The sequence below is a fragment of the Microbispora bryophytorum genome (assembly GCF_043197435.1).
In the GTDB taxonomy this organism is placed as follows: Bacteria; Actinomycetota; Actinomycetes; order Streptosporangiales; family Streptosporangiaceae; genus Microbispora; species Microbispora bryophytorum.
In genome coordinates this window covers 194,793-209,098 of sequence record NZ_JBICTF010000009.1, presented here as the reverse complement: position 1 = coordinate 209,098, position 14,306 = coordinate 194,793, and the positions used below count along the sequence as shown (strand labels likewise).

Below are 14,306 nucleotides of genomic sequence, written 5' to 3'. Positions count from 1 at the left end.
TCCGACGCGAAAACCGACTAGAAGAGGAGGCCGTGGCTTCCTATCGTCGGCTGCCGGAGCAGTCCGGGCACTGGACCGGCGGCCTGCCTCGGCCTGAGTAGATAAGGGCGGCACCGCAGGTGCGGCAAGCGCGCTCTCCAACAGGCTGGAGGATTGTGGGCTCGGCCGCTTCTCTCTGAAGTGGGACGAACTCCGGCAAGGGGTGGATGTGGACCCGGCCGGGGGGAATCGCCTCACGGGCGAGATCAACCAGATGGTCGTGATGGGTGAACACGATCATCTGGAATCGATCCGCCATTTCGTTCAACACTGCGAGGGCGGCACGAGCTCGCTGGTCGTCGAAGGTCATGAAGATGTCGTCGACGGCGAAGGGAAGGGCGCGGCCCTCCTCGGCGTACCGCTCCAGGGTAGCGAGCCGCAGAGCCAGGTAGAGCTGGTCGGCGGTGGCCTCGCTCAGCTGGCCGATCCGGAGGAGGCCGCGGGCCGTAGAGCGTGCCAGCACTGTGGGGGAGTCGTCCTCGGGGTCGAGTTCCAGCCCGCTGAACCGGCACAACGTCAGCTCCCGGAACAGCCCGCCGGCGCGAGTGAGGACGGGGTCCTGCTGGGCGTTGCGGTACTCCTCCATGTGCCTGCGCAGGATGGTGCGGGCGATCTCCAGGCGGAGGTACTCCTCCGTCTCCTCCACCAGGCTCGCGGCAGCGGTCTCGACTTCCTCAGCGGCCTGGGCGGCGAGTGCGGATCCGTCGAGCCGCAGAAACTCCGCCCTCTTCACGCCAAGGAGCGTGGACTGCTCGCTCCGCTCCGCGTCCAGGTCGTCGATGCGGCCGTTGAGGTCTGCCAGCTCGGCGGTGAGCTGGTCCGGGTCGGTCTCCTGGGCCTTCGCCATGAGGTCGTGCAGGCTCTCCCCGCCGGTGGCGATGGTGCCGCTCACCTCCGAAAAGGAGCTCTCCAACTCGGTATGGCGGACGCGTCGCCGTACGGCGAGGTCGAGCTCCTCGACGCTCTCCACCCCCGCCTTCGACACCAGTTCGGTCAGTTCCGCCTCCGCCTTCTCCGCAGACGCGCGGTAGCCGTGCGCATCGGCCCGGAGCCCCTCCTGCTCGGTGAGCAGCGACTCCCGCTTCTCCGCGTTCGAGCTGTTCCGCAGGGCATCCGCGTGAAGCCTGTCGGCGAGCAGATAGCGTTCGGCCTCGTCCTCAGGAACCTGGTATCCGCAGGCGCCTGCGGTCGTCCGCAGCAGCGTGTGGAACTGCTCGACTCTGGCGGCGGCCTGCGTTGTCTCGCGGTCGGTCTTACTGGCCTCGGCCGTCTTGTCCGCCACCTGCTTGAGCAGTTCCAGGTCGGCAAGGGCGCCGACCGCGTCGCGACTCGCGGGCAGACCGGCCTGCGTCAGCACATGCTGCCAGCCGGTCTCCCATTCGATCAGCTCGCGCTCGTGCTCGGCGACACGATCGGCGGCTTCGCTTAGCTCGGCGCGCTCTACGGCGACGCGCTCCTCCTGCGCGGCACGATCCTGGATCGCCTTGTCCTGCTCCTTGAGCCGCTGCTGGGCGATTTCCAGCAGATTGGGGAGCTCTGCCAAGACGTTCTCGGCGCCCAGGCTCGTCATGGCACCCGATCCTTCGGGGTCACGCAGAACTTCGCGGAGCCGCGCGATGTGCTGGACCGCCTGCGCGTGAAGTACGGCGAGCCGGGCGCCCGCCTCGCCGAGATCGTCGACTGTCTCCCGGAGCCTCCTAGCGTCGTCCAGGATGGCGACAGCGGCATCGGTCCTGGGGACGGGACCGGTGAAGTCCTCCCACAGCCGGGCCCACTCGGCTTCCATACCTTCCGCCTGGCCGGCGAGATCCTCTTGCTCCGTGGTCAGCCCGGCCAACTCCTGCTCGGCCTTCGCGATCTCAAGCTCCAACTGGAGACGGGCATTCACCTTCTGGGCGTCGCGGCGCATCTGGTCGGCGAGCTGGTCGGCCTGGCTCATGGCCAGCTCGAACTCTCCGGCCACATCCCCATCCGAGCCCTGCTCGTCGCGAATCCTCCGCCAGAGGTCGTCCCGGCTCAATCGGGCGGAGGCGAGGTCGTGTTCGGTCGGCGGAGGATCGTTGCGCAGGAGCGATGCCAGCTCCAGATGCTTGTCCCGCAGTTGCTTTGTGCAGGTCTTGATCTTCTTGGCGATTTCGCGCCGGTCACGCTTGAGCTCGTTGCGGGCGTCGGCGTGCGCGTCGACCTGCTCGCGCGAAGGCGTCATGACCGACCCGGCTTCCTCGACCGGGAGAGTCCCCAGCTTCAGGTCCCGCAGGAATTGCCTGGCGCGCTGCTGGTGCCGTTCTTTGTCCGCCTCGGCGGTGGACATGCCGTTGAGCAGATCGTGCGGGACGGCGGCGAGGGCGGCGCGCAGCGGTTCGATCTCCTCGGCGGGAGGCAGTTCGATGAGCTTCTTCTCCGCCTGCTCCAGCTTGCGGCGCCTGGCGGCCAGAGCCTGGTGGCTCTGGTCCAGGCTGTTGTCGATCAACTTACGCTGATCATGGAGATCCTGCATCCGGGACCGCACGGCCCTCGGCACCCGGTACCGTGCCGTGTCGCTGAGGGTGGCGTCGGGGTGCACCTGCTGCAGCAGGCTTTCCGCGTCTTCCCGGAGGCGGGCCGAGTCGCCGCTGGACCTACCAAGGCGGCGACTGGCCTCCTGTACGGCCCTGCGGTCCTGGAGTAGGTTTCCGATCGTGTCGGCGTGGGCCAGGAGGTCATTGTCTACCACAAGCCCCGCCAACTCCTGCTGGACCTGGTCGAGCTTCCCCTCCGCTCCGGCCAAGCGGCTCGTGGCCTCTCTCAACTCCTGATGGAGAGCGGGCAGGCGCTCGGCTGCCTCGGCCGGGGCTAGAATCCCTTCCACGCACACGCTTTCCATCTCGTCGAGGAGTTCTCGGCACCGGAGCAGCGCCGGGAGAGTCTGACTGAGCCGGGCGAGGCGGGACTGTCTGCTCCGTGCGCCCATCAGTTCGGCGGCGAGCCGGTCAAGCCGCTCCTGCGCTGCCTCGACCTCTTTCTGCAGCGTGAGGTACTCCTCTGGGCGGAGCGACGCGTTCCGCTTGCGTTCCCGCGCGTCCCTCAGAACGTTGAGCTGCGCGTTGATCCGTGGGCGGGAACCGGCCCGCTTGTAGAGCTCCCCGATGCGCGCCTCGATGTCCCGCAGCGCATTGGTGAGGCTGAGCCCCGATCGGGAGGCGGCCAGAGCTTGACTGAGATCCCCCTTGCCGCTCACCAGCGCCTGACCGCCCTGCCGCAGCTCGGCGCTGTTCAGGGCGAACACGGTGGTGAAGGTGAGCCGCTCGACTCCGCCCAGGACGGATATGAGATCCGCTTCGGCGAGAGGGGAACCGTCCGGCTTCTGAAGTGGTGCCCTACGACTCTTTGTCCGGACCATTTCCAGGGTGCCGCCGGGGTGTCGGAGCAAGGCGCCAAGCCGTAGTTCCGGCTTCGGGTGGACGAAGTCGTACGGCGACTGCTGATCGATGCCGTAGAGGAGCTGGTCGAGGGCGTGCAGCGCGGTGGACTTGCCCGCCTCGTTGGGCCCCGCGATCACATGGACGCCGGGGGCGGAGAGGTCCAGCGTTCTCCCGCTGAAGGGGCCGAACGCGGTGAGGTCAAGCCTGTCGATTCTCATCGGCCCTCCCGGCCTTCCGTGATCACAGCTTCCAGCAGGTCGACGGCCTCGTCGCCAATCCGGCGGAGCCACTCGGAGTCACTGGGATCTATCCGCCCGCGGCCACGGGCCTCATTTGGAAGCGGACCGCTGAGCAGGGCTGTCCCGGTGATCAGCCGACGGAACGCCTCCTCATCGGCCCGAAGCTCGACGGCGGTGCGGCGCAGATCCGCGAGCACACCGGCCGCTCCTTCATCCGGAGTTTCCAGCGGCCGGGTCTCGATCCGCACCTTCTCCACCCACACGTCGCCGAGGTCGTTGGCAAGCGAACGGACCTCGTTGACGAGGCGGTGCTGCTCGCTCCACAGCCGCAGGTGAGCCCCACTCCGGCCGGTGAGGCTGATCCGGACCGCCCGCAGCCGCCCGGTCTCCAGGGCTCTGAGCCGTTCGGCCACCAGATCGACCGCCGCGTCGGGATCGGTCGCCGCGCCGACGTCGATCCTGAGGTGCTCCCATCGGGCGATGTCCAGATCGCGGGGCTCGACTGAGACGACTCGCAGGTTGTCGACCGTGATCAGCGTGCAGCCCTTCGGACCGGTCTCCCGGGCATGACGGCCCTGGATGTTACCCGGAAAGACGATCCACGGGTCCTGCGACACGACCTCGCGAGTGTGCACATGGCCCAGAGCCCAATAGTCGTATCCCTTGCCGGCGAGGTGGTCCACGGTGCAGGGGGCGTAGAGGTTGTGCCCCTCCCGCCCGGTGAGCGCGGTGTGCAGCAGACCCACGTTGAACAATCCGCCGCAGGGATCCGGGTAGGCGAGTGCGAGGTTGTCGGTGACGTCACGCTGCTTGAAGCTCTGCCCGTGTACCGCCAGGCCCAGGTCCTCATCTCGCCTCGTCTCGGGTCCCTCGATGTCGAGCATGAAGACGTTGTCGGGCAGGCGCAGGCTCCGGGTCATCCTGTTCTGCGCGTCGTGGTTTCCGGAGACCAGGTAGACGCGAATGCCGGCTTCGCGAAGCTCGGACATCTGACGGATGAAGAACAGGCCGGTCTGGTAGTCAGGCCAGTCTCCATCGTAGATGTCCCCGGCCAGAAGCACCGCGTCGACGGGCTCCGACGTGGCGAGGGCGACGAGGTTCTCGAGCGCCCGCCTGGAGGCCGTGCGCAGCTCCTCCGCCGGGGCGCCTTCGTACGAGGAGAGACCGCGGAGTGGGCTGTCGATGTGAAGATCGGCAGCGTGGAGAAGTTTCACCTGGGGGCTTTCTCTCGGGGGATGTGCACGCTGATCATTGATGATGGCGTGACGTAAAGATAAATGTGATGCCAATGACAAAATGCGTGAATCGTTCCAATACATGCCGCGCGGGGGTGGACCGTTCGCCCGTCTCTCGGGCCGGTGTTCAGACGGGCGGTGACAGCTTTGTCGCGACGGTCGTAACCTCCCGATGCAGCGTCCGGAGCTCGGTGAAGGTGGGGGCGAGCTCATAGGAGTGGTAGTGGCAGGCCGCGCAGAGGGCGCCCCATGCCCCGGCTGCGATCCGTGCGGTGTCGACATCGGTGTAGGCCATCAGGCACAGGAGCTGCGCGCGCATCGTGCAGGTCTCGACGCCGGGAGCGGACCGCTTCCAGAAGCCGGTCAGGGCCTCCTCAAGGGCCAGCCGGATGAGGAAGGCCGCCGCCCGTGGCCACAACCCGGGAACGCCGGGCTTCAAGGTGTCGGAACGCCCGCGAAGGAGCAGGTCGGCCTGGTCGAGAAGGTCCATGTCAGTGCTCCTTTTTGATCTTGCTGGCCAGCTTGCCGACCAGCTGGATCGGGTCGTCGCCCGAGCCCCGCAGTGCGTTCCGCCCTGCTCCGTGGAGGCAGGCCCGGTAAACGTCCGCGGCCCAGCCTCCGTAGGTGCGCTTCAGCCAGCCCATGACGTCACCTGACCGTCCGATGTCGCCGAAGAGCGCGAGCGCGGAGATCTGGCTGAGCTTCCGCGCCGAGGCGACCTTGCGGTCGACCTCGTCATAGCCGATCCCTGCGGCGCCCAGCCTGCGGCGCGCCAGCCCGAGGAACGCGGCCTCCAGCGCCACCCGGCACAGTCCAGGGACGACGGTATCGGCCACGTCCCGCGGAACGCCCGGCGTGCGGGCCAGATCACGGGCGTCCCGCAGGGCGCGCGAGACCGGATCGGTGCACTCGACGACGGAGACGATCGAGCCTTCCTTCCGCATCACCTCGAGGATCGTGGCGGGCAGCGCGAGCTGCTTGACGACGTTGGGCAGCCGGGTGTCATGGGTGAACACGATGACCTGACGCGTCTGCGCGACCATCGAGAGTGCCTTGGCCAGGCCCTCTACTTTGGCCGGATCCATCGACTGCACCGGGTCGTCGATGACGATGAAGCGGAACGGGCTCTCCGGCGTGGCCGCCCGGGGCAGGAACAGCGACAGCGCCAGCGCGTGCAGCTCGCCCTGGCTCATGACGCCGAGACCGGTGGCGGGGGCGTCGTCCACGGTGACGTCCAGCTGCAGGCGGCGCATGTTCCCCGTTCCGGCGAGCTGGATGGGCCCGAGGCTGACGTTGCTCTCCTGCCGCAGCACCTGCCAGTAGAGCCCGGCCTCCTGGGCGTGCGGTTCCATCCGGGCGTCGCGAATCTCGTCGTGGACGGCGCGCAGCCACTGGGTGGCCTTCTTCGCGTCGGTCAGGCGGGGCTTGGCCTGCGCGGCGGCTCGTGCGTCGCCGATCCATGAGGCGACGGATACGGCGCACCGCCGCCAGGTCGCATCCAGGTCGGCGAGCCGCTCGCGGGCCTGCATCGCGGCGTCGTCGCCCGCCAGGCGAAGCCGTTCGGCGCCTTCCTCGAACCGGTCGGCGAGATCCGCGTCGTCGGTGAGGCCTCGGCAGGACAGCAGAGCCTGCCATGCCTCCCTCACCGGCTCGGGCAGCCAGCCCGGCGCGACGCCGAGTAGCCCGAGGAGGGCCTCGCGGGCCGTGCGGCGCGCGGCGTTGGCGCGGTCCGCCGCCGCGGCCTCACCCCGCAGCCGGCCGACCTCGCGTCCGGCCTGCTCGGCCCAGACGGAGTCGATCCGGTCCGGGGTGGCGCAGACCGGGCAGGCACCGTCGAGCGGGTGGCGCCGGTGGTGACTGAGAGCGAGGTCGAGGAGGTCCGCGCGGTGCCTGGCGTCCTCGGCCGAGGTGCCGCTCAGCGCGGCCACGGCAGCCGCCGCGATACGCAACCGCTCCGCGGCCTCGTGTACGGCTTCAGCCTCCGGGACGACGAGTTCGGCGATGCGCCGCAACGCTCCCATATCGCTGTCCGCCTCTGGCTCCCAGCCACTCACCAGGGCTTCGAGCTGATCGAGATCGGGAGCGCGATCGCCAAGCAGCGCGACGGCCTTGGCTGCGCGCGGATCGTTCACCGGCTCCAGCTCGCTGATCAGGCCGGGCAGCAGCGCCGCGGGACGCTTGACCGTCTCGTCGAGTTCCTTGACCAGCCGTTTGATCCGCTCGATCGCGTCGGCGACGGGACCGAGGCCGAGGATCTTCGCGATGTTCTCGTACAGGCCGGTGGGCTTGTCGAGCACCTTGCTCAGTTGGGCGTAGGGCAGGAAGGGGCGGAACAGGGCAAGGGGTCCGGCCAGGCCGGACTCGCCCAACGGTACGGCGGGCTGCCCCGGGCGCGCGATGGTCGAGACGGCCTCGTCCACTTTGGCTCCCGTCCACTCGTGGCGGACGATGCTGGGTTCCCTGTCGCCGTCGAAGAGCAGTTCCAGCTCGATCTCGGCCGATGCGTCCTCGTGGACGTTGCGGAAGGTCTGCCAGACCTGCGACTTGCCGATCCATCGGGAGTTCTCCCCGGTGAGGGCGACCTCGATGGCCTCGGCGAAGCTGGACTTGCCCGAGCCGTTCCGCCCGGTGACCAGCGTGAGCCCGGGTCCCTTCGGGATCTCCAGCCGTGCCGTGCGGCCGATTCCGCGGAAGCCGTGCACGGTCACCGCGTTGAGGTACACGTGCGGGAGCCGGACTTCCAGGCCGTGCTCCTCCGACTCGCCCACGATCTTCTCGACGAGTTCACTGGCGGCCCCGGGAAGGTCGGAGTGGGACAGCCGTGCGTGGACGATCTCGTGGATGGGTCCGGAGGTCCGGAGGTCCGGTGCCGTGCTGGGGGAGGTGGCGGACACGAGGCGACTCCTTGATGGAGGATCCTTGTTTCAACGCGCTCATTAGATCAGAGTGTTAGCGCAGCAAACAATAAATCACCTGTTCGAGTGGCGCGAACAACCCATTTGGGCTAGTTTCTAGCTAACGCTGACTAGAGGGAGGTGGTTCATATGGGGGATCAGGTGACGGTGACCGCTGCCGAGATAGCGCGGCTGACCAAGGTGGAACGGGCCGCCGTCAGCAATTGGCGGCGTCGGCATGCGGACTTTCCGTCTCCTGTAGGCGGCACAGCGGCCAACCCGCTGTACGCGCTACAGGAAGTCGAGCGCTGGCTCGCCGCTCGCGGCCGGGCGGCTTCGATCGAGCCGCTCGACCGCCTCTGGCAGGAGCTTCGCGTCTACAGCGAGGACGGCTCATTGGCCGAAGCATTGGGCGACGTGGCCTCGTTCCTCTCCTGTGAGGGTCTGTGGGATGACTGGGCATCCCAGCCGGATGAGGTCATCGCGCAGCGACTCCCTGGCGCGGTCGTCCGGAAGTCGCGACTGCCCGGTCAGGCGCCCTTCCCGCAGGGGCTGCGTCCGGCGCAGGTGCCCTTCTGGCGCAGGCTCGCCGACATCGCCGATCAGCATCCGGCCGACGACCTCTTCGAGGAACTGCACAGCCGCTACCTCGACTCGACCTCGCGTACGGCCCCCGCCACCTCTGTCGAGCTGGCGTCCCTGATCGCGACCATGGCTGAGCCGGGCAGCACGGCCTTCGACCCCGCCTGTGGGTCGGGCAATCTGCTCCGGACACTGGCGGCCAAGACAGGCGCATCCCCCGCCGGGCAGGAGATCGATCCGGCTCTTGCCCGGATCGCCGCGTTCCGCCTGGGACGGGGTGATGTCAGAGCCGGTGACTCGCTGCGTGACGACCGGTTCCCCATGGCACCCGGCTATGACCTCGTCGCCTGTGACCCGCCGGCCGGGGTCAAGGAGTGGGGATATGAGGATCTCGGCTACGATCCGCGCTGGGAGTTCGGGCTGCCGCCCCGCGCGGAATCCGAGCTGGCCTGGCTCCAGCACTGCTACGCCCACCTTCGGCCGGGTGGCACCGCGATCATGGTGATGCCGATTGCGGCGGCTTCCCGTAGGTCGGGGCGGCGCATCCGGGGCGAGCTGCTACGCAGAGGCGCGCTCCGCGAGGTTGTCGCGTTGCCCCCCGGCCTGGCGAGCGGGCACTCTCTCGGGTTGCACCTGTGGATACTCACTCGGCCCCAAACGGACGTTTCGCAATCCCCGATGACGGTGCGCATGATCGACGCTTCGGCCCTCGACCGGGACCGGCTGCGGGGCCTGGCCGACGCGATCGCCGGTGAGCCCGGCGTGATGGCCGATGTCCCCGTGGTCGACCTGCTCGACGACGAGGTGGACCTCACACCGTCCCGTCATATCCAGCGCCCGGTTCACGCTGTCGCCGACGACCACACCACCGCTCTGGCCGGCCTCGTGCCGCTGCTTCACCGGCTGGTGGGGGAGCCGCCGGTCCGCTACGGCCGTGCCGACTCGCCCGTGCCGCTGCCGACGGTGCCGATCGCCGACCTGGTGAAGGCGGGAGCCGTAGAGGTGCTGCTCAACCGCGACGCCCCGGGCTCGGGCCTCAGCCCGCGCCCCGGCGACATTCTCGTGCCGGTCCTGGATGCGGCCTCGGCGCCCACCGTCCTCACAGAGCCCCTGAACGAGCCGCCAACGGACCGCCATCTTCTCCGCTGCGACCCCGACGTGCTCGACCCGTACTTCGTCGCCGGATTCCTGCGCAGCGAGGTCAACGTCCGCCAGGCAGTCACGGGCACCGGCACGTTCCGCTACGACGTGCGGCGAGCGGTCATCCCACGGCTTCCCCTGGACGAGCAGCGGCGCTACGGTGCCGAGTTTCGCAGGCTCGCCGACTTCGCCAAGCTGCTGCACCGTGCCGCGGCTCTCGGTGATGATGTCGTACGGCTCGCGCATCATGGTCTGACGACCGGAGTATTCGACCCCCTTCCGGAAGGCGAGTGACGTGGAGACCACCCATAGGCAGTTGGCGGGCCTCATCTGGAAGGTGGCTGAGCTGCTCCGCGGCGACTACAAGCAGTCGGAGTACGGCAAGGTGATCCTGCCGTTCACCGTGCTGCGGCGGATGGACTGCGTGATGGCGCCCACCCGTGCGCTGGTGTGGGAGAAGGACAAGGCCTATGACTTCCCCGACAAGGACGAGCTGATCTGCGACCAGATCGGGCTGCGGTTCTTCAACCGGTCGAAGCAGAGCTTCGAGACCATCGGCGCCGCCCCCGCCGACGTGCGGAAGAACCTTGAGGACTACATCAACGGGTTCTCCTCGGCCGCTCGAGAGATCATCGACAAGTACGACTTCCACCGGCAGATCGTGCGGCTGGACAACGCAGGGCTGCTCTACAAGGTGGTGCAGGCCTTCGCCGGCTTCCCGCTCAGCCCGGCGCAGGTCGACAACCACGGCATGGGATACGTCTTCGAGGAGCTCATCCGCAAGTTCGCCGACGCCTCCAACGAGACCGCCGGAGAGCATTTCACGCCGCGCGAGGTCATCGAACTGATGGTCAACCTGCTGCTCGCGCCTGATCTGGGCAAGCACGACCCTGGCGACGTCATCAACATCCTCGACCCCGCCTGCGGCACCGGCGGCATGCTCAGTGCGGCCGAGGAGCACATCAGGGCGCAGAGCCGCGCCGGCGTCAACGTCGAGGTGTTCGGACAGGAGCTCAACGAGGAGTCCTACGCGATCTGCCGGTCCGACATGATGATGAAGGACCACGACCCGGCCAACATCCGGCTCGGCAACTCCTTCAGCGACGACAAGCACAAGGGCAGGACCTTCGACTACATGCTCGCCAATCCGCCGTTCGGCGTGGAGTGGAAGAAGGTCGAAGGCGCCGTCAAGACCGAGCATGAGGCGCTGAAGCACTCCGGCCGGTTCGGCGCGGGGCTGCCCCGCATCAACGACGGGTCGTTCCTCTTCCTCCAGCACATGATCTCCAAGATGCGGCCCACCTCCAAGGGAGGCACCCGTCTGGCGATCGTCTTCAACGGCTCCCCGTTGTTCACCGGAGGGGCGGGCTCGGGCGAGTCGGAGATCCGCCGCTGGATCCTCGAACGCGACCTGCTGGAGACGATCGTCGCCCTCCCTGATCAGCTCTTCTACAACACCGGCATCTCCACGTACTTTTGGATCCTGTCCAACCGCAAAGGCCCTGCCCACAAGGGCAAGGTCGTCCTGCTGGACGCCCGGGACTACTGGGCCAAGATGCGCAAGTCCCTCGGCGAGAAGCGCAAGGAGATCACAGAGGACCAGATCTTCGAGATCACCAAGCTGTACGGCGAAGCTCTTGACGCGGCGGCCGATCCGGAGCACTGGGCCCACGGCAAGGTGAAGGTCTTCGACAACGAGGACTTCGGCTACCAGCGCATCACGATCGACCGGCCGCTCCGCCAGCGGTTCGAGGTGACCGAGGAGACCCTGGAGGCACTGGCCGAGGCCAAGGCGTTCGCGGCCTATGCGGAAGGATCGTTGCTGATCGACGCGTTCAAGTCGTTGATCGGTACGGCCTGGCCGACCCGGGCCGAGGCCCGAGCAGCGCTGGCGGCGGCTGCCGCCGAGGGCGGCGTGCTCTGGCCAAGTGTGGCGGTTGACAAGGCCATCTGGAACGCGGTCGCCGTGACCGATCCCGAGGGCGAGGTCCAGATGAAAAAAGGCGCGCCGCTTCCCGACCCCGACCTGCGCGACTACGAGAACGTGCCGTTGAAGGAGGACATCGACGAGTATTTCGCCCGCGAGGTCCTCCCGCACGTCCCCGATGCCTGGATCGCCGAGACCAAGAACCCCAAGACCGGTCTCATGGAGCGCTACAAGATCGGCTACGAGATCCCCTTCACCCGGCACTTCTACGTCTACACCCCACCCCGCCCTCTCTCCGAGATCGACGCCGAACTCAAGGACCTTGAGGCTCAGATCCAGCAGTTTCTTGGGGAGGTGACGGGATGAATAGCGAGTGGCCTGTTGTTCCTCTTCGCGCAGTATCTAAGGAGGCACAGACCGGTCCTTTTGGATCTCAACTACATCAGCATGAGTATGTTGAGGGTGGGACGCCAGTCATTAACCCATCCCACATCAAGAATGGAAAGCTGGTCCCCGATTGGCGGGTAACCGTCGATGAGGAGAAGGCGGTCTCACTTAGTAGGCATCGTCTGGTTGCTGGTGACCTTATCTTTGCGAGGCGCGGCGAACTCGGAAGGTCTGCTGTCGTTAGTGACGAGGCGGCAGGATGGCTGTGCGGCACCGGGTCTATTCGGGTTAGATTGAAGTCGGGCAGCATTGATGCGGGTTTTGCCGGATATGCTCTACAGAGCGCCGAAGTGCGTCGGTACTTCGAGATGCAATCTGTTGGCAGTACGATGGACAATCTCAATACTGGGATCATTTTGAGAATGCCAATTCCCTTGCCTGCTATGGAAGAGCAACGGCGGATCGCCGACTTTCTTGATGGACAGATCGCGCGGATTGACAGCTTGATAAGCGTGCGACTGCGGCAGTGTCGAAGTATCGAAGAACGGATTTCTGCCGAAGTCTCAGAAGTCCTTGTTCCTGGAATCCTGGGCACCCCCGGAAGATCTAACGCATGGCCATGGCTGCCTGATCTGCCTTCGGGGCTGCCCATAGTTCGCCTTGGATACCTGAGCAGGCTACAGAGCGGCATCACCGTTCACGAGGGGCGCGAATTGGACGGTGACATCGTCACCCGACCTTACTTGCGAGTGGCCAATGTCCAGGCCGGACAGGTCGACCTTTCCGAGGTGAACGAGATCCGCCTTCCTCGCGCTATGGCGAGGCGCAGCACGCTCCGTCCGGGGGATGTACTGATGACAGAGGGCGGTGATCTCGACAAGCTTGGCCGCGGCACTGTGTGGCGGGGGGAGATTCCTGGTTGTCTTCACCAGAACCATGTGTTCGCCATCAGGCCTGATCGAGACAAACTCGATGGCGAGTATTTGTCGTTGGTGACACAGTCCATGCATGGTCGTTGGTATTTTGAGAGCACGGGCTCGAAGACGACAAATCTGGCTTCGACGAATAGCAGTAAGATTATGGGCTTCCCTATTCCTCTGCGAGAGCTCGATGAGCAACGACGGATCGTTCGGAGCCTTAACGCCAGCAGGGAAACGATGAACCGTGTCCTGAGAACGATCGACAGGCAGTTGATGCAGCTCGCCGAGCGGAGGCAGGCGCTGATCACGGCGGCGGTGACTGGGCAGATCGATGTGACGACGGCGCGGGGGGCGTGATGGGGCAGACGGTGCCGTTTCTGCAGCGGGTGCGGGTGACCAACTACAAGAGCATCGCCTCCTGCGAGGTCACCTTTGGTCCGCTGCTGGTCCTGCTGGGCCCCAACGGTGCGGGAAAGAGCAACTTCGTCGACGCACTGCTGTTCGTGGCGGACGCGCTGGGATCGACCCCCGCCGACGCCCTGGCCAAGCGGGGCGGTCTTGACGAGGTGCTCCGCCAAGTCCCCCAGCCCGCCGACCACTTCGGCATCCACTTGGAGTTCACGGTCCACCTGGACGGCGAACCGACCCCCGTCGAATACGGCTTCCTGATCGGGCGAGACCACACGGAACGCCGGTCACTCGTGGTCCGGAGAGAGTACTGCGTCGTTCATCTCGGGGAGGATGAGGAGGGAGTTTCGTCGGCTGGGTTCGGCATGGAAGCCGGGATGATCGACGGTGGCGGTGAGATCGAGCAGGATCGGCTCTACCTGCCACTGGCCGCCACGCAAGGTGACTACAGCGATGTCTACCACAGTCTGCGGGCGATGCTCTTCCACCACCTGGACGTGGACCGGATGCGGCAGATCGAGCCGTTTCGGCGGGGCACACAGTTGGGCTACTCGGGGGAGAGACTGGGAGTAGTGCTTGGGGCGCTCGCACGCGCGCATCCGGTGTTCAAAGCCCGGATTGATGACTATCTCAGGGCGATCGTTCCCGAAGCGGTGAGCGTGAACCAGCGTGTGATCGACAGCTATTCGACTGTGGAGTTGCATACCCGGGAGGGTGAGCGGCCTTTTGGCCCCGACGCCATCTCCGAGGGGACGCTGCACGCGGCGGGCGTGCTGGCGGCATTGTTCCAGCCAGTTGTAGTGGATGGGCAGGCGACACTGGTCGCCATCGAGGAGCCGGAGACCGCCCTCCACCCGGCCGCTGCCGGAGCGCTGTTCGACGCGCTGACCGAGGCGAGCGAGCGCGTCCAGGTTGTGGTCACCACACAGAGCGCTGACCTGCTCGATCGTGACGAGTTCGATCCGGCCTCCGTACGCGTGGTGGCGATGACCGGGGGAGTCACCGTGATCGGCGAGATAGACCACGTCAGCCGGCGTCTTGTCGAGGACAAGCGGACCACCCTTGGTGAGCTGATGCGGAGTGGCCAACTTCAGCCGGAGGTAGGTGAATGAGCTACCCGATCGCGGCAGCCTC

General features: G+C 66.7%; 8 protein-coding genes. 4 read left to right on the top strand and 4 right to left on the bottom strand.

Annotated elements, in window-relative coordinates:
* Positions 1–40: 40 nt before the first annotated feature.
* From ACGFIB_RS28360 to ACGFIB_RS28345, 4 genes are read right to left on the bottom strand one after another with little or no spacing between them, the layout of a single operon-like run.
* Positions 41–3,658, bottom strand: coding sequence for an AAA family ATPase (locus ACGFIB_RS28360; protein WP_393376182.1), 3,618 nt, complete (start codon positions 3,656–3,658; stop codon positions 41–43).
* Positions 3,655–4,998 carry a metallophosphoesterase family protein gene (locus ACGFIB_RS28355; protein ID WP_393376180.1) on the bottom strand — a complete coding sequence of 448 codons (1,344 nt, stop codon included), beginning with the start codon at positions 4,996–4,998 and terminating at the stop codon, positions 3,655–3,657. The genes ACGFIB_RS28360 and ACGFIB_RS28355 overlap by 4 nt, the downstream gene beginning before the upstream one ends.
* A gap of 43 nt (positions 4,999–5,041) precedes the next feature.
* Entirely contained in the window at positions 5,042–5,404 is a 363-nt protein-coding gene (locus ACGFIB_RS28350; protein ID WP_393376178.1) for a hypothetical protein, read from the bottom strand.
* Between the two features lies 1 nt (position 5,405).
* Positions 5,406–7,808 (bottom strand): AAA family ATPase, encoded by a 2,403-nt coding sequence (locus tag ACGFIB_RS28345; RefSeq protein ID WP_393376177.1) that lies wholly within the window; start codon positions 7,806–7,808, stop codon positions 5,406–5,408.
* 150 nt (positions 7,809–7,958) lie between these two features.
* On the opposite strand from ACGFIB_RS28345, the gene ACGFIB_RS28340 reads away from it, so the two are divergent.
* From ACGFIB_RS28340 to ACGFIB_RS28325, 4 genes are read left to right on the top strand one after another with little or no spacing between them, the layout of a single operon-like run.
* The gene (locus ACGFIB_RS28340) at positions 7,959–9,824 is read left to right on the top strand and encodes an N-6 DNA methylase (RefSeq protein WP_393376175.1); all 1,866 of its coding nucleotides are present in this window, start codon (positions 7,959–7,961) and stop codon (positions 9,822–9,824) included.
* A gap of 1 nt (position 9,825) precedes the next feature.
* Entirely contained in the window at positions 9,826–11,823 is a 1,998-nt protein-coding gene (locus tag ACGFIB_RS28335) for a type I restriction-modification system subunit M (RefSeq protein ID WP_393376174.1), read from the top strand.
* Positions 11,820–13,121, top strand: coding sequence for a restriction endonuclease subunit S (locus ACGFIB_RS28330; protein WP_393376172.1), 1,302 nt, complete (start codon positions 11,820–11,822; stop codon positions 13,119–13,121). The genes ACGFIB_RS28335 and ACGFIB_RS28330 overlap by 4 nt, the downstream gene beginning before the upstream one ends.
* Positions 13,121–14,284 (top strand): AAA family ATPase, encoded by a 1,164-nt coding sequence (locus ACGFIB_RS28325; protein WP_393376170.1) that lies wholly within the window; start codon positions 13,121–13,123, stop codon positions 14,282–14,284. Before ACGFIB_RS28330 ends, ACGFIB_RS28325 begins: the two co-directional genes overlap by 1 nt.
* Positions 14,285–14,306 lie beyond the last annotated feature (22 nt).